At 70.2% G+C, this 19,533-nt stretch carries 19 protein-coding genes; 6 read left to right on the top strand and 13 right to left on the bottom strand.

Translation table 11 applies throughout. From position 1 onward, the window contains the following. Positions 1 to 179: 179 nt before the first annotated feature. Both ACZ69Q_RS40230 and ACZ69Q_RS40225 read left to right on the top strand, forming a co-directional pair. Complete coding sequence (locus tag ACZ69Q_RS40230; RefSeq protein WP_471052443.1) at positions 180 to 731, top strand: VanZ family protein; 552 nt, start codon at positions 180 to 182, stop codon at positions 729 to 731. Positions 732 to 839: 108 nt separating this feature from the next. Continuing rightward, entirely contained in the window at positions 840 to 1,046 is a 207-nt protein-coding gene (locus tag ACZ69Q_RS40225; protein WP_471052441.1) for a PspC domain-containing protein, read from the top strand. A gap of 141 nt (positions 1,047 to 1,187) precedes the next feature. Here ACZ69Q_RS40225 and ACZ69Q_RS40220 read toward each other — a convergent pair whose 3' ends face one another. Together ACZ69Q_RS40220 and ACZ69Q_RS40215 are read right to left on the bottom strand one after the other, a co-directional pair. Beyond that, positions 1,188 to 1,595: an ATP-binding protein gene (locus ACZ69Q_RS40220; protein ID WP_471052438.1), complete on the bottom strand. Its 408-nt coding sequence runs from the start codon at positions 1,593 to 1,595 to the stop codon at positions 1,188 to 1,190. A 138-nt stretch (positions 1,596 to 1,733) separates the two neighbouring features. Beyond that, positions 1,734 to 2,897 carry an adenosine deaminase gene (locus tag ACZ69Q_RS40215; RefSeq protein WP_471052435.1) on the bottom strand — a complete coding sequence of 388 codons (1,164 nt, stop codon included), beginning with the start codon at positions 2,895 to 2,897 and terminating at the stop codon, positions 1,734 to 1,736. A 134-nt stretch (positions 2,898 to 3,031) separates the two neighbouring features. Here ACZ69Q_RS40215 and ACZ69Q_RS40210 point away from each other — a divergent pair, with 134 nt between their 5' ends. Then, the gene (locus ACZ69Q_RS40210) at positions 3,032 to 3,793 is read left to right on the top strand and encodes an alpha/beta hydrolase (RefSeq protein WP_471052432.1); all 762 of its coding nucleotides are present in this window, start codon (positions 3,032 to 3,034) and stop codon (positions 3,791 to 3,793) included. A gap of 70 nt (positions 3,794 to 3,863) precedes the next feature. On the opposite strand, the gene ACZ69Q_RS40205 is transcribed toward ACZ69Q_RS40210, so the two are convergent. Continuing rightward, complete coding sequence (locus ACZ69Q_RS40205; protein WP_471052429.1) at positions 3,864 to 4,817, bottom strand: LysR family transcriptional regulator; 954 nt, start codon at positions 4,815 to 4,817, stop codon at positions 3,864 to 3,866. Positions 4,818 to 4,880: 63 nt separating this feature from the next. On the opposite strand from ACZ69Q_RS40205, the gene ACZ69Q_RS40200 reads away from it, so the two are divergent. Both ACZ69Q_RS40200 and ACZ69Q_RS40195 read left to right on the top strand, forming a co-directional pair. Further along, positions 4,881 to 6,149 carry an MFS transporter gene (locus ACZ69Q_RS40200; RefSeq protein WP_471052426.1) on the top strand — a complete coding sequence of 423 codons (1,269 nt, stop codon included), beginning with the start codon at positions 4,881 to 4,883 and terminating at the stop codon, positions 6,147 to 6,149. Between the two features lie 173 nt (positions 6,150 to 6,322). Continuing rightward, a complete protein-coding gene (locus ACZ69Q_RS40195) occupies positions 6,323 to 7,342 on the top strand; it encodes a sigma-70 family RNA polymerase sigma factor (protein WP_471052424.1) in 1,020 nt (339 codons plus the stop codon). On the opposite strand, the gene ACZ69Q_RS40190 is transcribed toward ACZ69Q_RS40195, so the two are convergent. Then, a complete protein-coding gene (locus tag ACZ69Q_RS40190) occupies positions 7,226 to 7,612 on the bottom strand; it encodes an STAS domain-containing protein (protein WP_471052422.1) in 387 nt (128 codons plus the stop codon). The two genes, ACZ69Q_RS40195 and ACZ69Q_RS40190, sit on opposite strands and share 117 nt — an antisense overlap. Before the next feature lie 176 nt (positions 7,613 to 7,788). Here ACZ69Q_RS40190 and ACZ69Q_RS40185 point away from each other — a divergent pair, with 176 nt between their 5' ends. After that, positions 7,789 to 8,709, top strand: coding sequence for an AEC family transporter (locus ACZ69Q_RS40185; RefSeq protein WP_471052419.1), 921 nt, complete (start codon positions 7,789 to 7,791; stop codon positions 8,707 to 8,709). A 3-nt stretch (positions 8,710 to 8,712) separates the two neighbouring features. Here ACZ69Q_RS40185 and ACZ69Q_RS40180 read toward each other — a convergent pair whose 3' ends face one another. From ACZ69Q_RS40180 to ACZ69Q_RS40140, 9 genes are all read right to left on the bottom strand, one after another. After that, positions 8,713 to 9,297, bottom strand: coding sequence for a Uma2 family endonuclease (locus ACZ69Q_RS40180; protein WP_471052416.1), 585 nt, complete (start codon positions 9,295 to 9,297; stop codon positions 8,713 to 8,715). Between the two features lie 95 nt (positions 9,298 to 9,392). Further along, positions 9,393 to 10,676, bottom strand: coding sequence for a thymidine phosphorylase (locus ACZ69Q_RS40175; RefSeq protein WP_471052413.1), 1,284 nt, complete (start codon positions 10,674 to 10,676; stop codon positions 9,393 to 9,395). A gap of 85 nt (positions 10,677 to 10,761) precedes the next feature. After that, positions 10,762 to 11,166, bottom strand: coding sequence for a cytidine deaminase (locus ACZ69Q_RS40170; RefSeq protein WP_471052410.1), 405 nt, complete (start codon positions 11,164 to 11,166; stop codon positions 10,762 to 10,764). Further along, on the bottom strand, positions 11,166 to 12,443 hold the full coding sequence (locus ACZ69Q_RS40165) for an ABC transporter permease (protein ID WP_471052408.1): 1,278 nt from the start codon (positions 12,441 to 12,443) through the stop codon (positions 11,166 to 11,168). Before ACZ69Q_RS40165 ends, ACZ69Q_RS40170 begins: the two co-directional genes overlap by 1 nt. Further along, the gene (locus ACZ69Q_RS40160) at positions 12,440 to 13,561 is read right to left on the bottom strand and encodes an ABC transporter permease (RefSeq protein WP_471052405.1); all 1,122 of its coding nucleotides are present in this window, start codon (positions 13,559 to 13,561) and stop codon (positions 12,440 to 12,442) included. The genes ACZ69Q_RS40165 and ACZ69Q_RS40160 overlap by 4 nt, the downstream gene beginning before the upstream one ends. Further along, positions 13,561 to 15,138: an ABC transporter ATP-binding protein gene (locus tag ACZ69Q_RS40155; RefSeq protein ID WP_471052401.1), complete on the bottom strand. Its 1,578-nt coding sequence runs from the start codon at positions 15,136 to 15,138 to the stop codon at positions 13,561 to 13,563. The genes ACZ69Q_RS40160 and ACZ69Q_RS40155 overlap by 1 nt, the downstream gene beginning before the upstream one ends. A gap of 219 nt (positions 15,139 to 15,357) precedes the next feature. Beyond that, complete coding sequence (locus ACZ69Q_RS40150; RefSeq protein WP_471052398.1) at positions 15,358 to 16,407, bottom strand: BMP family lipoprotein; 1,050 nt, start codon at positions 16,405 to 16,407, stop codon at positions 15,358 to 15,360. Positions 16,408 to 16,853: 446 nt separating this feature from the next. Then, entirely contained in the window at positions 16,854 to 17,906 is a 1,053-nt protein-coding gene (locus ACZ69Q_RS40145) for a BMP family lipoprotein (protein ID WP_471052395.1), read from the bottom strand. A 328-nt stretch (positions 17,907 to 18,234) separates the two neighbouring features. Then, positions 18,235 to 19,455: a M20 family metallopeptidase gene (locus tag ACZ69Q_RS40140; RefSeq protein WP_471052393.1), complete on the bottom strand. Its 1,221-nt coding sequence runs from the start codon at positions 19,453 to 19,455 to the stop codon at positions 18,235 to 18,237. Positions 19,456 to 19,533 lie beyond the last annotated feature (78 nt).

Here is a 19,533-nt window from a genome sequence, read left to right as displayed (position 1 = left end):
GAGGACGGACACCCCCCGGCACGGCCCCGACCCACCCACCGAACCGTCGGCGCTACACGCACCCCCACCCACCCCGCACAGGCGCCGCAGGCATCGACGCGCACCCCGTGTGGCGGACACCTCACCCCTCTGCCGCACTCCCCGGAACCGATCCCGCCGGGGGACGCGTCTTGGGGGGCGTGCAGCGTCAAGGCTCCATCGGCGGCAGCGCCGCGATCCGCATCCGTGTGACGGGAGGCGTTCTCCTGGTCGCACACCTGGCGTTCGTCGCCTGGCTCACGCTGCGCCCCCTGGACGTCCCCTGGGTCACCCCCGCCAACCTGCACCCCTTCGCCGGCATCAGAGCCGACCTCGCCCTCGGCTGGCAGGAGGGCGCCCGCCGCATCGCCGAGGGCCTCGCCCTCCTCGCCCCCCTCGGCGTCCTGATCCCGACGGCACACGGCAGCCTCACCGCCTCCCCCCTGGGCTCCCTGGTCCGCACGGTAGCCGCAGGCGCCCTCATCTCCCTCGGCATAGAGCTGCTGCAAACCGGCGTCCCCGGCCAGGTCGTCGACGTCGACTCGCTGCTCCTCAACACCCTCGGCGTGGCCCTCGCCCACGCGGCGATCGTGCCCGCCGCACGCATCCACCTCCGCCGCAGGTCCGAGCGCGCCGACCGGGCAACCACCCCCCAGGATGAGCCCTCTCAGGGTCGCACCCCGACGATTCCCAGGGTCGGGATAGCTCCGTAGAGTGACGCTTTGCCCGGTTCGTCTTCGTAGCGTGGATGTCAGATGAGGCACCCACTCGAAGGCCCCACAAGGGAGGCCTTCGACCGACGCTCGCGAAGGAGCCGCACCATGACCGCGCTCGCCCGACCCACCAACGGCCGCATGATCGGCGGAGTGTGCGCCGCGCTGGCACGACGCTTCGGCACCTCCGCGACGACCATGCGCGTGATCTTCCTGCTCTCCTGCCTGCTCCCGGGCCCGCAGTTCCTGCTCTACATAGCGATGTGGATCCTGCTCCCCTCCGAGGACAAGGCAAAGACCAGCACGGCCTGGTAATCCACCCATCCCCACCTCCGCCCCCGTCTCCACCCCATCTCCGCCTCCACTCCGCACGCACAAAGCCGCTGGGGCGCACCCCATACACAAGGGGTGCGCCCCAGCGACGCGTTCCGACCGGGCACCCCCGGCCGACCGAACTCAGCCGAGCGGAACGCCGTTCACGGGCAGCCCCTGAGTGGGCAGCCCCTGAACCGGCAGACCCTGCACCGGCAGCGCCTCGGCCGTCGGCAGCCCCTGCACCGGCAGCCCGCCGAGCAGCCCGGCGACCACACCGGTCGGCCCGCCGGCCAGCGCCTGCTCGGCAGCCGGCTGCGCGGCCGACAGCCCGGTCGCGAGCGCCTCCTGCCCCTGGGCCACACCCGCCCCGGTCGCACCGGGCGCCGACTGGGCAAGGTTCTCGGCGGGGAGCGTCCGGGTGACGTTGTCCAGCGCCGAACCGGCGGCGTCCGGCGCGACCGGCGCGGCGTTCGCGGCACCCGCGCCCGCGGCGGCGAAGGCGGCACCGAGAGCGGCGACACCGAGGGTCTTGGCAGCAGACTGCTTCATGAAATGCGTCCTCGAAAATTGGTTACGGGGATGTAAGCGGTTCTCGACCGTAAACACGCCCCGCACCCGGCCGCAAACATCGAAATGCGGACGGATTGTGAATGCCGCCCGCATTCCCTGTGACCACAAGACTCCAGGTCAGCCCGACTCTTCCGCAGAACCGCTGGTAGACGCGGTCTGCCGGAACAGCCACTCGGACTTCAGTTCGGCATATCCGGGCTTGATGACGTCATTGATCATCGCGAGCCGTTCATCGAAAGGAATGAACGATGATTTCATCGCATTGACGGAGAACCACTGCATGTCATCGAGCGTGTATCCGAAAGCGTCGACAAGATGCTCGAACTCCCGGCTCATACTCGTATGTGACATCAGCCGGTTGTCGGTGTTCACGGTCGCCCGGAAGTGCAGCCGGCGCAACAGCCCGATGGGATGCGCGACGTACGAGTCGGCGGCCCCCGTCTGGAGGTTGGAGCTGGGGCACAGCTCCAGCGGGATGCGCTTGTCCCGTACGTACGACGCGAGCCGGCCGAGCTTCACGGAGCCGTCGGCATGCACCTGGATGTCGTCGATGATGCGCACCCCGTGCCCCAGCCGGTCGGCGCCGCACCACTGCAGGGCCTGCCAGATGGACGGCAGCCCGAACGCCTCGCCGGCGTGGATGGTGAAGTGGTTGTTCTCGCGCTTGAGGTACTCGAAGGCGTCGAGATGCCGGGTCGGCGGATGCCCGGCCTCGGCGCCCGCGATGTCGAACCCGACGACGCCCATGTCCCGGTAACGGTTGGCGAGTTCGGCGATCTCCAGCGCGCGGGCGGCGTGCCGCATGGCGGTGAGCAGGGCGCCCACGCGGATGCGGTGGCCGTTCTGGCGCGCGAGCGCCTCGCCCTCGCGAAAGCCCTCGTTCACGGCCTCGACGACCTCTTCGAGGCTGAGCCCGCCTTCGAGGTGCTGCTCGGGCGCGTAGCGCACCTCGGCGTAGACGACCCCGTCCTCGGCGAGGTCCTCGGCGCACTCGCGCGCGACCCGGACGAGGGCGTCGCGGGTCTGCATCACGCCGACGGTGTGGGAGAAGGTCTCCAGATACCGCTCCAGGGATCCGGAGTCGGCGGCGTCGCGGAACCAGAGCCCGAGTTTGTCGGGATCGGTCTCGGGGAGGTGGGAGTAGCCCGTGTCGCGGGCCAGCTCGACGATCGTGCCGGGGCGGAGCCCGCCGTCGAGGTGATCGTGCAGCAGAACCTTCGGCGCCCGGCGGATCTGGTCCGAGCTCGGGGTGTTCGCCTTCTGGGCAGTCTCGCTCGTCATTTCCGCACCATAACGCCTACGCGCGTAGATCACCTGCTGAACACCCCATTCTCCCGCTTGTACGAATTCGTCGATACGTAACGGTGACCCCGAGGACGGGTGGCGTACACCCATGCTTCTGACACTGTTCTGTCATGGCACAGCAAGCGACGCCGGTGCGCAGGGTCCGGCTGGGCAAGGCGATCGGGCCGGAACCGACGGCGGTGAGCGGAGTCGTACTCCTGCTGCCCGGAGGTGACGAGGTCTCACATCGCAAGCCGGCGGCGTTGTTGGCGACCTCCTATGTACGGACGCTGGGCCGTCGCCTGATGCGGGCGGGACGCGACGACGGCCTGGCCACACATGTCGTCCGCTACCGCTACCGCGGCTGGAACGGCAACGCCGCGAACCTCGCCAGCGACGCGCTGTGGGCGGCCGACGAGGCCGTACGGCGCTACGGGGACGTCCCGGTGTGCCTCGTCGGGATCGACATGGGCGCCCGGGCGGCCCTGCACGCCGGTGGTCACGAGGCCGTCAACTCCGTGCTGGCGATCGCCCCTTGGCTGCCGGAGGAGGACATGGCGGCCGCACCCGAACCGGTGAAACAGCTCGCGGGGCGGCGCGTGCTGTTCGTGCACGGCACGAACGACGAGCGGACCGACCCCGAACTGTCGTTCCGGCTGGCGGAGCGGGCGAAGAAGACCAACCGGGAGGTGTGCCGGTTCGAAGTGCACTCCGACCGGCACGCGTTGCATCAGCACCGGGACGAAGTCCTCGCACTGGCCCAGGACTTCGTCATGGGGGCGCTGTTCGGCAGGGCGTTCTCGCGGCCGGTGGCCGACGCGTTCGCGGCTCCGCCTCCTTTGGGGCTTCGGATGCCGTTGGCTGCCGGGTTCGGGAAGTCGTTGCGGCGGTAGCGCCGTCGGAGTGCGGGGTTCGTCGGCGCGTGCGGGTTCGTCGTGGCTGGTCGCGCAGTTCCTCGCGCCCCTAACTCGGCAGCAGGTTGCCCCTTCTCGACATGAGGAACTTCTTGAAGGCGGCCACCGGCGGCGTGTCCGGGCGGTCCGCCAGCCATGCGACGCCGATCTCCCGGGCCGCCCTCGGGGCCGTGACCGTCAGTTCCACGACTCCTGGGCGGGGTACGGCCGGCGGGGGAAGGAGCGCGACCCCCAGGCCCGCCGCCACCAGGCCCCGCAGCGTCTCCGCCTCCTCCCCCTCGAAGGCGATGCGCGGCTTGAAGCCCGCCTCCTGGCACAGGTCGTCGGTGATCCGGCGCATGCCGTAGCCGGGTTCCAGCGTCACGAACGTCTCGTCGGCGGCCTCCGCCAGACGGACGCGCTTGCGCGAGGCGAGGCGATGGTCGGCGGGCACGACGAGGCGCAGCTTCTGCTCGTCCAGGCGGCGGCCCACCAGGTCGGGGGCGTCCGGCACCGGGGACGTCAGGCACAGGTCGAGCTCGCCGGACCGCAGCCGCTCGATCATCGCCTCGCCGTAGTTCTGGACCAGGCTGAAGCGGATGCGGGGGTGGTCGGCGCGGAAGGCGTGGATCAGGCCGGGTACCGTCTCGGCGCCCATGGTGTGCAGGAACCCGAAGGCGACCTTGCCGGTGGCCGGGTCGGCGTCGGCGCGGACCTCGTCGGCGGCGCGCCCGATCTCGGCGAGGGCTCGTTCGACGGAGGCGAGGAAGGTGCGGCCGGCCGGGGTCAGCGAGACCGTGCGGCCGCGGCGGGCGAACAGGTCGACGCCCAGGTCCTGTTCGAGGCGGACCATGGCGCGCGAGAGCGTGGACTGCGGGACCCGCATCTCCTGGGCGGCGCGGGTGACGTGCTCGGTGCGGGCGACGCCGGCGAAGTGGGCCAGGCGTGGCGCCAGCAACATCGTCATGTCTTCTGTGTCACTGGATGGTGACAGACGAGCTCGTGACCTCTGCTGATGCTCCATGGGAACGATTATGGCGAATCCATGCATTGGACGGATGAACGCCGCCGTACGTAGCTTCGAAGCATGTCTCCCGCCAGTACCAGGGCGTCCATCACCGTGGACGCCACACCCGCAGTCCCCGTCGTCGACTCCCGTATGGCCCCGGGCGGCCCCGGCTACCGCCGGATGAGCTTCGCCCTCTTCCTCGCCGGCGTCGCGACCTTCGCTCTGCTGTACTCCACCCAGGCCCTGCTCCCGCTGATCTCGGGCGAGTTCGGGGTGGCGGCGAGCGAGGCGAGCTGGACGGTGGCGGCCGCGACCGGCGGTCTGGCGCTCTTCGTCCTGCCCATGAGCGCGCTGTCGGAGCGGTTCGGACGCCGCACCGTCATGACGGCGTCGCTGGCGGTCGCGGTGACGGTCGGGCTGCTGGTGCCCTTCGCGCCGAACCTGACGGCCCTGGTCGTGCTGCGGGCGGTCCAGGGTGCCGCGCTGGCGGGTCTGCCGGCGTCGGCCACGGCGTATCTGGCCGAGGAGGTCCGGCCGAAGGCGCTGATCACGGCGATCGGGCTGTTCGTCGCGGGCAACAGCGTCGGCGGGATGAGCGGCCGGGTGATCACCGGCTGGGTCGCGCAGGAGTGGGGCTGGCGGGTCGCGGTCGGTGTCATCGGCGCGCTCGCGGTGGCCTGCGCGGTGGCGTTCCGCCTGCTGCTGCCGACGCCGCGCCACTTCAAGGCGGGCTCGCTGCGCCCGCGCGTCCTGGCCCGCACCGTCCGCGACCACCTCGCGAACCCGCTGCTGTGCCGCCTGTACGCGATCGGCGCGCTGTTCATGACGGTGTTCGGCGGCGTGTACACGGTGATCGGCTACCGCCTGACCGAGGCGCCGTTCTCGCTGCCCCAGGGCATCGTCGGCTCGATCTTCCTGGTGTACCTGGTCGGCACGGTGTCGGCGTCGACGGCGGGCCGCCTGGTCGGCCGGCTGGGCCGCCGGGGCGCGCTGTACGCGGCGGGCGGCACGACGGCCGCGGGCCTGCTGCTGTCCCTGGCGGACTCGCTCCCCCTGGTCCTGCTCGGCCTGGTCCTGATCACCGGCGGTTTCTTCGCGGGCCACGCGGCGGCCTCCTCGGCGGTCAGCAAGACGGCCACGACAGGCCGCGCCCAGGCCGCCGCGCTGTACCAGTCGGCCTACTACGTCGGCTCCAGCGCGGGCAGCACGGTCGGCGCCATCGCCTTCCACGCGGGCGGCTGGGCGGGCACGGTCGGCGTCGGCCTGCTGGCGGTGCTCGGTGTCGTGGCGATCACCGTCCTCGGAACGCGTGCGGCTCGGGCCCAGCAGCGGCTCGCTACGGCCTGAGCCGCACGTCCCCTTTCCCCCCGACCGGGGTCGGCCGGTCGGGGGGAACGGCTTTTGTACGCCTCTCACCTGGGTGTTCGTCCGCTCCAGGGGCCGTTGTCAGTGGGCTGCGGTAGCTTCCAAGTACTGGGCGCAAAGGCGCGACACAGCACGGCCACAGGGGTGGGTGGACGATGAGCGACGGCACGGTTACCAAGACGACGGACCTCGATGTCAGGCTCGAGAAACACCGCGTCGAACTGACCGGGTACTGCTACCGCATGCTCGGCTCGTCCTTCGAGGCCGAGGACGCGGTGCAGGACACGATGGTCCGGGCCTGGCGGAGTTACGACAAGTTCGAGGGGCGTTCCAGTCTCCGGTCGTGGCTGTACCGCATCGCGACGAACGTGTGCCTGGACATGCTGACGGCCGGCAACAAGCGGGCCCGGCCCATGGACCTGACGGAGTCGACGCCGCTGGCCCAGGCGGCGCTCTCGCCGCGTCCGGACAACACCTGGCTGGAGCCGATGCCGGACAGCCGCGTGCTGCCCAGCACCGAGGACCCGGCGGAGGCGGCGGTCGCCAAGGAGTCGGTGCGGCTCGCCTTCATGGCCGCCCTCCAGCAGCTCCCGCCCAAGCAGCGCGCCGTGCTGATCCTGCGCGAGGTGCTGGCCTGGCGGGCGAACGAGGTCGCCGAGCTGCTCGGCACCACGGTCGCGTCGGTCAACAGCGCCCTCCAGCGGGCCCGCGCGACGCTGGCCGAGCAGCAGCAGCCGGGCGCCGCGGCCACCGTCTCCGACCCGCTGGACGACGAGCAGCAAAAGCTCCTGGACCGCTATGTCGCCGCCTTCGAGGGCTATGACATGACGGCGCTGACGGCCCTGCTGCACGAGGACGCCATCATGACGATGCCGCCGTTCGACCTGTGGCTGACGGGCCACGACGACATCACCGGCTTCATGACGACGCTGGGCTCCGCCTGCGAGGGCTCACGGCTGGTGCCGGTCCAGGTCAACGGCCTGCCCGGCTTCGCCCAGTACAAGCCGGACCCCGAGGCGGGCGGCTACACCCCGTGGGCGGTGCAGGTCCTGGAGATCTCAGACGGCCGGCTCACCGGGTTCCACTTCTTCCTCGACACCAAGCGCTGGTTCCCGCTGTTCGGGCTCCCCCTCCACCTCGAAGCGGAGGCCGACCAGGTCGAGCAGGGCGTGTAGCGCGGGGTCGGGGTCGCGCAGCCTGATCCGCCCCCCGGCCCGCCGCGCGGCGAGCTGGAGCCGCGCCAGCAGGTCCACGACACCGAGCCCAGGCGGTCCCAGCCCACCCACATCGCACACCACGACTCTCGCCCCACCGGCCTCCAGTCGGGCACGTACGTCGTCGCACAGCCCCGCCACCTCGTCCCGGGTGACGGGGCCGGCCAGCACGAGTACAGCGGGTGTCATGGCGTCCACGATCGGTAGACCGGGCGGGGGCGGATAACTCATCGCGGCCGGAGCCCTCCTTCCGATGCGCGCTGCGCGGCTTCCGTGGCCGGCCGGGGTGTCCGCCGACCGAGATCACATTGACCCGGTCCCCTCCTTCCCAGGAGGGTTTGCTGTATGCCCCACGTATCACCTCACCCCCGAATACCCTGCGGACTGCACCCCGCCAAGGAGGTTCCGTGCAAGGGGTGTTGACGGGATTCGCGGTGATCGCGGTCGTCATCGCGGTGGGTTATGCGATCGGCCGGCGCGGCTACCTCGGCGTCCACGGCCGCGAGGTCCTCACCAAGCTGGCCTTCCATGTGGCCTCCCCCGCCCTGCTGTTCACCACCCTCGCGCAGACCGACCTCTCGGTGATCTTCTCCAGCCGCCTGCTGGTGACGGCACTGAGCACGGCCGCGGCGGCCGGGGTCTTCGTCGCGGTGGGTGCCGTACGGCACTGGGGCGTGGGCCGTACGACGATCGGCGCCCTGTGCTCCAGCTACGTCAACTCCGGCAACCTCGGCATCCCGATCGCGGTGTACGTGCTGGGCGACGCCTCGCTGGTGGCGCCGGTTCTGCTGTTCCAGCTCGTCGGCGTCACCCCTGTCGCCCTGACGATCCTCGACCTGTCGGGCAAGGGCGAGAAGGGCCCCCTGTGGCGCCGCCTGCTGACACCGCTGCGCAACCCGATCGCGCTCGGATCACTGGCGGGCGTGGCGGTGTCGGCGACGGGACTGCGGATCCCGGCCCCCGTCCTGGACCCGCTGACCCTGATCGGCGGCATGTCGGTCCCGGCGGTCCTGCTGGCCTTCGGCATCTCCCTGTGCGGCAGCACGATGCCCGGCCGGGGTCCCGACCGCCACCCGGTGTTCCTCTCGGTCGCCCTGAAATCCCTGGGCCAGCCCGCGGCGGCCTGGGCACTGGCGGCGGGCGTCTTCGGCCTGCGAGGCGCTCCGCTGCTCGACGTGGTGGTGACCTCGGCACTGCCGGCCGCACAGAACCTGTACACCTACGCATCGAGCTACCGCGTCGCCGAGCGGCTGGCCCGGGACTCGATCCTGCTGTCGACGGTGATCTCGGTGCCGGTGTTGGTGGTCGTTGCTGCCTTGCTGGGCTGACGGTCAGTCGACCGGGAACTCACCGGTGTCGATCGTGACGTCGAACGGCTCCGGCAGCTTGATAGGGTCGCCGAACTTCACGGCGCTCAACACCCGGTACACATCGCCTTTCGGCTCTCCGAAGAGCGTGGCGGTGGGGCCGCCGGGGGCCCAGCGATCGATCAGCAGGTAGAGCGGGATCCCGGCGGTGGCGTAGGCCGCGGGCTTGCTGACGCGGTCGTGCTGGGCGTTGGACTTGGAGGTCACCTCCACGACGAGTTCGGCCAAGGCTGCCGGGATGTGGGATTCCGCCTCCGCGCACTCCTGCACGGGAGCCACGAGCAGGTCAGGGATGAGCATGCCCAGACGTGACGGCACGGCGATCGCCAGTGTCTGGAAGATCCCCCAGTCCTCGGGGATCGCGGAGTAGAGGCGACGCTGAATTCGTTCCGCGATCACGTTGTGGCGGGATGCGGGAGCAGGTGACACGGTGATGATCCCCTCGATGATCTCCACCTTGCTGCCCTCGGGCCATTCCATCTCCTCCCAGTACCGGACGAGGTCGTCCCAGGTCTGGTCGGGGTCCTGGCTCACGGTGAGTGCGCTCATGGCGATCTCCTATCGGTGCGTCACCGATCCCAGCATGCCGAACGGGACCGGCGGCGGTCCACCGGTCCCGTTCACCCGAAGAGGGAAACTCCAGGTCAGGCGATGCGCTCCAGCACCACCGGCGACGCTGTGAAGTCCGTTCCCGCGGCGGCGATGTCGTAGGAGCCCTCCACCGACTGGAGGGCGTACTCGAAGCGCTCCGGGGTGTCCGTGTGCAGGGTCAGCAGGGGCTGGCCCTGCGTCACCGTGTCGCCCGGCTTGGCGTGCAGTTCCACGCCCGCGCCCGCCTGCACCGGGTCCTCCTTGCGGGCGCGGCCGGCGCCCAGGCGCCAGGCGGCGACGCCGATGCCGTAGGCGTCGAGGCGGGTCAGGACGCCGGAGGAGGGGGCCTTGATCACGTGCTGCTCGCGGGCCACCGGCAGCTCCGCGTCCGGGTCACCGCCCTGGGCCGCGATCATGCGCCGCCAGACGTCCATCGCCGAGCCGTCGGCCAGGGCCTTCGCCGGGTCGACGTCACGAACACCGGCCGCCTCCAGCATTTCCCTGGCCAGCGCGATGGTCAGCTCCACCACGTCCGCCGGGCCGCCGCCGGCCAGGACCTCCACCGACTCGCGGACCTCCAGCGCGTTGCCGGCCGTGAGTCCGAGGGGGGTGGACATGTCCGTCAGGAGCGCGACCGTCTTCACGCCGTGGTCCGTGCCCAGGCCCACCATCGTGGACGCCAGCTCCCGCGCGTCCTCGATCGTCTTCATGAAGGCACCGGTGCCGACCTTCACGTCCAGGACCAGCGAGCCCGTGCCCTCCGCGATCTTCTTCGACATGATCGAGGAGGCGATGAGCGGGATCGCCTCGACCGTTCCGGTCACGTCCCGGAGCGCGTAGAGCTTCTTGTCCGCGGGGGCCAGGCCGTCGCCCGCCGCGCAGATCACCGCGCCGGTCGTGTCCAGGACGTGCAGCATCTCCTCGTTCGACAGGAGGGCGCGCCAGCCCGGGATCGACTCCAGCTTGTCCAGGGTGCCGCCCGTGTGGCCGAGGCCCCGGCCCGAGAGCTGGGGGACGGCCGCACCGCAGGCCGCGACGAGCGGGGCCAGCGGCAGGGTGATCTTGTCGCCGACGCCGCCGGTGGAGTGCTTGTCGGCCGTCGGGCGGGACAGGGACGAGAAGTCCATGCGCTCGCCGGAGGCGATCATCGCGGCCGTCCAGCGGGCGATCTCACGGCGGTTCATGCCGTTGAGCAGGATCGCCATGGCGAGCGCGGACATCTGCTCGTCGGCGACCTCCCCGCGGGTGTACGCGTCGATGACCCAGTCGATCTGCTCGTCGCTGAGCTCGCCGCGGTCCCGCTTGGTGCGGATGACGGAGATGGCGTCCATGGCCATGGCTTTGCTTCCTTCCGAGGGTTCCAGAAGCCGTACGGCCCCTCCGAACCGGTCGCATGGGCGACTCGGAGGGGCCGTACGGGAATTACTTGCGCAGGTGGCCCGGGCCGAAGGCCTGGGGCAGCATCTCCGACAGCGGCAGGATGCCCGCCGGGGTCTCCAGCAGGAGCTCCGGGCCGCCGAACTCGAAGAGCAGTTGGCGGCAGCGGCCGCACGGCACGAGGACGTCGCCCTTGCCGTCGACGCAGGTGAAGTGCGTCAGCCGGCCGCCCCCGGTGTTCTGCAGCTCCGAGACCAGCCCGCACTCGGCGCACAGGGCGAGGCCGTACGACGCGTTCTCGACGTTGCAGCCGGTGATCGTGCGACCGTCGTCGACCAGCGCTGCCACGCCGACCGGGAAGCGGGAGTACGGGGCGTACGCGCGCGACATGGCGTCCAGCGCCGCCGCGCGCAGCTTGTCCCAGTCGACGTCGTGAGCGGCGGGCGACATCACTTGCCCTGACCCTTCCGGTACGGCAGGCCGTCCGCCTTCGGCATCCGCAGGCGCTGCGCGGACAGCGTGAGAACGACGAGCGTGACGACGTACGGCGTGGCGGAGACGACCTGGTTGGGCACCTCGTTGGTGGTGGCATACCAGGTGTACACCAGGGCGCCGACCACCGCGGTGATCATCGACGGGGCGTACTTCTTGCGGACCACGAGCCAGATGGCGCCGATGATCAGCAGGAGCGCGCCGAGCAGCAGCAGGGCGTGGACGTTGGTGGACCCGCCGCGCAGGTTGAGGCTGTCGGTGTAGCCGAACAGGCCGGCGCCGAGGGCGAGGCCGCCCGGCATCCAGTTGCCGAAGATCATCGCGGCGAGACCGATGTAGCCGCGGCCGCTGACCTGGCCCTCCAGGTAGAAGGGGTTGGCCACGATGGAGAGGAAGACGCCACCGAGACCGGCCAGGCCGCCGGAGATGATCACGGCGATGTACTTGTACTTGTAGACGTTCACGCCGAGGGACTCGGCCGCGATCGGGTTCTCACCGCAGGAGCGCAGCCGCAGACCGAAGGCGGTGCGCCACAGGATGTACCAGGTGCCGGGGATCAGCGCCACGGCGATCAGGGTCAGCCAGGAGACGTTGGTGACCAGACCGCCGAGCAGGCCGGCGATGTCCGAGATGAAGAACCAGCCCTGGTTGTTGAGGTCGCGCAGCCCGTCCGACAGGCCCGGCACGGTGAAGTGGCCGAGGGTGTCGACCGCCGGGGACTGCTTGGCGGAGCCGCCCGCGTGGCCCTCGAAGGCGAGGGGCGCGAGGTAGCGGGTGATGCCGAGGGCGAGGATGTTGATCGCCACACCGGAGACGATGTGGTTGACCCGGAAGGTGACGGTGGCGATGGCGTGCAGGATGCCGCCGATGCAGCCGCCGAGGATGCCGACGACGACACCGGTCCACGGGCCCCACTGGAAGCCGGCCCAGGCGCCGAACCAGGTGCCGAGGATCATCATGCCCTCGAGGCCGATGTTGACGACGCCCGCGCGCTCGGCCCAAAGACCGCCGAGACCGGCGAGGCCGATCGGCACGGCGAGCTGCAGCGCGGTGGACATCTGGCTGACGTTGGTGATGCCGTCGGCGTCGGTGATGATGCGGACGATCGAGGTCAGCGCCAGGGCTCCGACGATGACCAGCAGCAGGACCTGCCACGACAGGCGGCGGCCGGTCGGCGCCGCGGGCTGCAGCGTGGGCTGGTTGACGTCGACCGCTGAGGTCTGCGGGGTGGTCATCGGCCGGCCACCTCCTTCTTGTTGTTGTCGGCGCCGAGGACGTGACCGGCGGCCAGTTCGGCGCCGACCCGGCGCTGCTGACGGCGCAGGCCCCACTCGCGGACGGCCTCGTAGGAGACGACGACCGAGAGCACGATCAGGCCCTGCATGATGACCGCGATCTCCTTGTCGTAGCCGTGGAAGTCCAGCTCGGGCGAGGCCTTGTCGAGCCAGGCCCACAGCAGGGCGGCGAACGCGATGCCGACGGGGCTGTTACGGCCGAGCAGGGCGATGCCGATGCCGAGGAAGCCGATGCCGGTGGGGAAGTTCAGGCTGTACGTGTGGGTGTCGCCGAGCAGGATCGGCAGACCCGCCATGCCCGCGATGCCGCCGGAGAGCAGCATGGCGGTGAGCACCATCCGCTTGGGGTCGACACCGCTGGCCGCGGCGGCGGTCTCCGAGGCGCCGGAGGCGCGCAGGTCGAAGCCGAAGCGGGTGCGGTTGAGGACGACCCAGTAGGCGATGCCGAGCAGCACGGCGAGGAAGACCAGGCCGTAGATCTCGCCGGCGTCGCCCATGCCGATGCCGGGGACCCAGCCGGACTCGTGCATCTCGCCGGTGGTGTTGTTGTTGCCGACCTTGACGCCGAAGACGTCGGGCAGCCACAGGTAGGCGATGACGGAGGTGGCGATGGCGTTCAGCATGATCGTCGCGACGACCTCGCTGACGCCGCGGGTGACCTTGAGGATGCCGGCGATGCCGGACCAGAAGGCGCCCGTGCAGACCGCGGTGAGGATCAGCAGCGGGACCTGGAGCGCGGCCGGCAGGTTCGCGTGGGCGCCGACGACGGCCGCCATCATGGCGGCGAGCTGGTACTGGCCGTCGACGCCGATGTTGAACAGGTTCATCCGGAAGCCGATGGCCACCGCCAGGGCCGCGATGTAGTACAGCGAGGCCTGATTGATGATCAGCACCTGGATGTCGGAGTAGCCGAGCTGCTCGAACATCAGGGTGTACGGCTCGACGGGGCTCTTGCCCGAGGCGAGCAGCACGATCGCGCTGAGCACGAAGGCCACGGCGAGCGCGATGACCGGTCCGGCCACCGCGAGGAGCACGCGCTCCTTGTCGAACTTCTTCATCAGCGGGCCTCGTCTTCGCCGGACTCGGGGGACTTGCTCAGGTCGGGAGTCTCGGGGGTCGTGTCGTCGTGCTCGAGGTGCCCGGTCGCGGCACCCGTCATCGCCGAGCCCAGTTGCTCCGGCGTGATGGTGGCCGGGTCGGCGTCCGCGACCAGCCTGCCGTTGTAGATCACGCGGAGGGTGTCGGACAGGCCGATCAGCTCGTCCAGGTCGGCGGAGATCAGCAGCACGGCCAGGCCCTCACGGCGGGCCTCGCGGATGTGGTCCCAGATCGCGGCCTGCGCGCCGACGTCCACACCACGGGTGGGGTGCGCGGCGATCAGGAAGCGCGGCGTGTGGCTCATCTCGCGGCCGACGATCAGCTTCTGCTGGTTGCCGCCGGACAGGGAGGCGGCGGTGACGTCGATGCCGGGGGTGCGGACGTCGTACTCCGTGACGATCCGCCGGGTGTCCTCCTGGGCCGCCTTCGGGTCCAGCCAGACGCCCTTGGCGAGGGGCTTCTCGGTGACGTGGCCGAGGATGCGGTTCTCCCAGAGGGGGGCCTCCAGGAGCAGGCCGTGCCGGTGGCGGTCCTCGGGGATGTAGCCCACGCCCTGCTCGCGGCGCTTGCGGGTGGACCAGGCGGTGATCTCCTCGTCGATGAGGGTGATCGTGCCGGAGTCGGCGCCCTTGAGGCCGATGAGCGCGTCGACCAGCTCGGTCTGGCCGTTGCCCTCGACGCCGGCGATGCCGAGGACCTCGCCCGCGTGGATGGTGAAGGTGATGTCGTCGAGCAGGGCCTTGCCGCCCACCGCCTCCAGGCGCAGCTTGTCGACGGTGATGACCGGGCGGTCGGTGACCGTGGACTCGGCGGTCTCCGGCGTCGGCAGCTCGCTGCCGACCATCATCTCGGCGAGCTGACGCGGCGTCGTCTCGGCGGGGACGGCCGTGCCGACCGTGGTGCCGCGGCGGATGACGGTGATCTCGTCGGCGACGGAGAGCACCTCGCCCAGCTTGTGAGAGATGAAGATGACCGACAGGCCCTCGGCCTTCAGCTCGCGCAGGTTGTCGAAGAGCGCGTCGACCTCCTGCGGCACCAGGACGGCCGTCGGCTCGTCGAGGATCAGCGTGGTGGCGCCGCGGTAGAGGACCTTGAGGATCTCCACGCGCTGGCGGGCGGCGACGCCGAGCTCCTCGACGAGGCGGTCGGGCTCCACGCCGAGGCCGTAGCGCTCGGAGATCTCCTTGATCTTGCGGCGGGCCTTCGCGCCGATGCCGTACAGCTTCTCGCTGCCGAGCACGACGTTCTCGAGGACGGTGAGGTTGTCCGCGAGCATGAAGTGCTGGTGGACCATGCCGATGCCGCGGACGATGGCGTCGGCCGGCGACGAGAACGTGACCTGCCGGCCGTCGATCGAGATGGTGCCCTCGTCCGGCTTCTGCATGCCGTAGAGGATCTTCATCAGCGTCGACTTGCCGGCGCCGTTCTCGCCGACGAGGGCGTGCACGGTGCCCTTGCGGACGGTGAGGTGGATGTCGTGGTTGGCCACGACGCCCGGGAATCGCTTGGTGATCCCGGCGAGTTCGACGGCGGTCACCTGACCGTTGACCGCCGCGCCGGCCGGAGGGCTGCTGGACGCGTTGATGGCGCACTCTCCTGGAGACGGGGGTCGTCTACGCGCGTAGCGCCCCTATGGCCTGAAAAGGGGCCGACGCACCGCGACAACGGGGTACGGGGAAAGCCCATGGAAAGCCTCCCCGTACCCCGTTGAGCGGACGTAACCCCGGGGTTACCGCTGCTCAGGGTGTAGCTTCACTCAGCTAGTCTTGACCTTGATCTCGCCGCTGATGATCTTCTCCTTGGCCGTCTTGATGGCTTCCTGGACCTCGGCGTTGTCCGCGAACTTCGGGTTGGAGTTCGACAGGCTCACCTCGCCGGTCTTCAGATCGCCACGAACGATACCGGTCTCGGGCTTACCGTCCTCGACCGACTTCGCCAGGTTGTAGACCGCCTTGGCGACGTCCTTCATCGCCGAGGTCAGGATGGAGTCCTTGTACTTGGCAAGGGCTTCCTGGTTGTACTGGTCGGAGTCGACACCAATGGCCCACACCTTGTTGGCGGCAGCGGCCTCGATGACGCCCTGACCGGACAGACCGGCGGCGGCGTAGACGACGTCGGCCTTCTTCTCGATCTGACCCTCGGCGGCCGACTTGCCCTTGTCCGGGCTGGCGAAGCCACCCTCCTCCGCGGTCTGCGTGAGGTACTGGGAGAGGACGTTGACCTTGGGGTCGGTGTCCTTGACGCCCTGCTCGAAGCCGGCCTGGAACTTGTGGATCAGCGGGATGTCCACGCCGCCCACGAAGCCGACCGTGTTCGTCTTGGTGGTCTTGGCCGCGGCGACGCCGGCCAGGTACGAGGCCTCCTCCTCGGAGAAGACCAGGTCGGTGACGTTCTTCGCCTCGACGGTGGAGTCGTCGACGATGCCGAAGGTGGTGTCCGGGAACTTCTCCGCGGCGCCCTTGACGGCGGTCGCGTACGCGTAGCCGACACCGATGACGGGGTTGTAGCCCTGCTTGGCCAGCGACACCAGTCGCTGCTCCTTGTCGGCGTCCGTCTCACCCTCGGTGGGCTCGACGTCCTGCGTCGCGTACCCGAACTCCTTCTTCGCCTGCTCCAGACCCGCGAAGGCGGCGTCGTTGAAGGACTGGTCGCCCTTGCCGCCGACGTCGTACGCGATGGCGAGACCCTTGTCGCCGCCCTTCGAGTCCGAGGAGGCCTCGGTCGAGGTGCCGCCGCAGGCGGAGAGCGCGAGGGCCAGAGAGGCGGTCGCTGCGCCTGCGACCGTGATCCGGGAAATCCGGCGCATGTGTGGTGACTCCTGTCGGTACTGGCGGGGCCGGGGAAGTGCGGGTGCGTTCCCGCGTCGTCCGGTGCTTGGCTCTCGTCGTGCCGGACGAAGGTCCTCGTAGCGGAGCTACTAGGGCCTTTGGCCGGTGCGGCGAGAGTGCGTGCCGGGCGGCGTGGGGGCGTGCCTGCACTTCCTCGGGGTCGCCCAGCGCCGGACGGTACAGCTCGGGACAGCTTCACAGCTACGGCGCTGGCTTTCGCCGCAGAGTAACGCGCGTAGACCTCCCACGAAACCCCTTCTGTACACCTTGTTATCCCCCCGTGGCCAAGTCCACTCGCGGCCTTGACCAAGGGCTTGCCGACAGCAAAGGAGGGACGACGGCGGGTGATCCACTGCGACCTGGGAAAAGCCGAGCGGGCGGGCATCCTCGGATGCCCGCCCGCTCCGCGTTGCCGCGACCGCGATTACTCGGTCTTGACCTTGATGGAGCCGTCGATGATGCCTTCCTTGGCCTTCGCCACGGCGTCGGACAGGCCGGCGATCTTCGCGAACTCCGGGTTCGACTCGGACAGGCCCACGCCGTTGACCTTCAGGTCGAACGTCTGGGTGCCCGTCAGCGGCTTGCCGTCCTCGACGGACTTGGCCAGCGTGTAGACCGCGCCGCCGACGTCCTTGAGGGCGGAGGTCAGGATCGCGCCCTTGTAGTTGGCGAGCGCCGCCTGCTTGTACTGGTCGGAGTCGACACCGATCGCCCAGACCTTGGCCTTCGAGGCGGCCTCGATCACGCCCTGGCCGGACAGACCGGCGGCGGCGTACTCGACGTCGGAGCCCTTCTCGATCTGGCCCTCGGCGGCGGCCTTGCCCTTGTCCGGGCTGGAGAAGCCGCCTTCCTCGGCGGTCTGCGTCAGGTACTGCGACAGGACCTTGACCTTGGGGTTGGTGTCCTGGACGCCCTGCTTGTAGCCGGCCTCGAACTTGTGGATCAGCGGAACGTCCACGCCGCCGACGAAGCCGACGATGTTGCTCTTGGTGGCCTTGGCGGCGGCGACGCCGGCCAGGTAGGAGGCCTCCTGCTCGGCGAAGACGAGGGAGGCGACGTTCTCGCCCTCGACGACCGAGTCGACGATGCCGAAGGTGGTCTTCGGGTACTTCTTGGCCACGGCCTCCATCGCCGGGCCGTACGCGAAGCCGACGCCGATCACCGGGTTGTAGCCCTGCTTGGCGAGGGAGGACAGACGCTGTTCCTTGTCGGCGTCCGTCTCGCCCTCGGTGGGCTCGATGTCGGCGGTCTTGTAGTTGAACTCCTTCGCGGCCTTCTGCAGGCCCGCGTAGGCGGCGTCGTTGAAGGACTGGTCGCCCTTGCCGCCGATGTCGTACGCGATGGCGAGACCCTTGGTGTCGCCGCTGCCGTCGCTGCCGCTGTCGCTGTCGCTGCTGGTACCACCGCACGCCGTGGCAGCGAGCGCGATCGACGCAACCCCCACCGCGACACGGGTCAGTTTGGATGTCCGACGCATCGTGAAGTCCCCATTCTCCAAGCCCCGCAGTGGGTGCTGAGTTCGGCGCACATTAACGCGCGTAGACACTCCTGGGAACGGGGTTTCGTCTTGCCGTTATCCATTCGTGCCGATGGCCGGTTACGGCCTTGTGAACCATCGGATCGAAAGGCACGCATGGGGCGTCCGCACCTGAGGTGCCTTCGCCCGGATGACACACAGGACCGCCCGCCATGCGGCCAGACTCCCCCGGCCGTGCGCGAGCCGCAACCGGAACTGCTCCGGGGGTGCGACGCCGCGACGGCCCGTGGCCGCCGGACGACCGCACCCCTGGGGCGGCAGGCCCCGGCTACCCGGCGGCGTCGAGGAGTGCCGCCGCGGTGAACAGCTCCACCCCGGCCGTGATGGCCGACTCGTCGACGTCGAAGTCGCCCTGGTGCAGGTCGCGGCCGACCCGGTCGCCCGGCGTGCGCACCCCGAGGCGGGCCATGGCGCCGGGGACGTGCTCCAGGTACCAGGAGAAGTCCTCGCCGCCCAGGCTCTGCTCGGTGCCCTCGACGGAGTCCGCGCCCCGGCGGGCCGTCATGGCGTCGTGCAGCAGTTCGGTCGCGGCGGGGTCGTTGACCACGGGCGGGACACCGCGGATGTAGTTGATCTCCGACTTGGCGCGGTGCAGGTTGGCGACCTCGTCGATCGCGGCGACCACCAGGTCCGGCGCCTGCCGCCAGGTGTCCAGGTCCAGGCAGCGCACGGTCCCGGAGAGCTCGGCGTGCTGCGGGATGACGTTGGGCGCATGGCCGGAGTCGATCCGTCCCCAGGTCACCGCGAGGCCGCTGCGGGCGTCGGTGCGCCGGGCGACCAGCGCGGGCACGTCGGTGACGACCCGGGCGGCGGCGGTGACCAGGTCGGTCGTCAGATGGGGCCGGGCGGTGTGCCCGCCGGGCCCGTCGAGGGCGATTTCGAGCCGGTCGCAGGCCGAGGTGATCGCGCCCTGCCGCAGGCCGATCTTCCCGGCGTCCACCTTCGGGTCGCAGTGCACGGCGAGGATCTGGCCCACCCCGTCGAGCACGCCGCACTCGATGACGTCGGCGGCGCCGCCGGGGAGCACCTCCTCGGCGGGCTGGAAGATCAGCCGCACGGGGCGGGGCAGCTCTCCGCGCTCGAGCAGGCCGGCCAGGACCAGCCCGGCGCCCAGGACGACGGCCGTGTGGACGTCGTGGCCGCAGGCGTGCGCCCGGTCCGGCACCGTGGAGCGGTACGCGCAGTCACTCTTCGTGTCCGGGATGGGCAGGGCGTCGATGTCGGCGCGCAGGGCGAGCATGGGCCGGCCGCCGTCGAACTCCCCGATGTCACAGATGAGCCCGGTTCCGATGGCGAGCACGCGGGGCTTCAGGCCGGCCTTCTCCAGGCGGGCCTTGATCGCGGCGGTCGTACGGAACTCCTGGTTGCCGAGCTCGGGGTGCATGTGCAAGTCGCGCCGGAACTCGATGAGTTCGGCACGGAGCGCCTCCGGCAGGGCGCCGGGGAGGAACGCTTCCCCTGGTTGATCGGCCTCGGACTCTGGGGACATCAGTTGGTTCACCCTCTGAAGGGTAGGACGCCGAGGTGGCCAACTGACCCTCGATCAACAAAAGTTCAACCCGTTTGG

The sequence above is a fragment of the Streptomyces sp. NPDC036764 genome, assembly GCF_055609385.1.
Note: the sequence above shows the minus strand (reverse complement) of the source record. Positions and strands in the feature narration are given on the sequence as shown.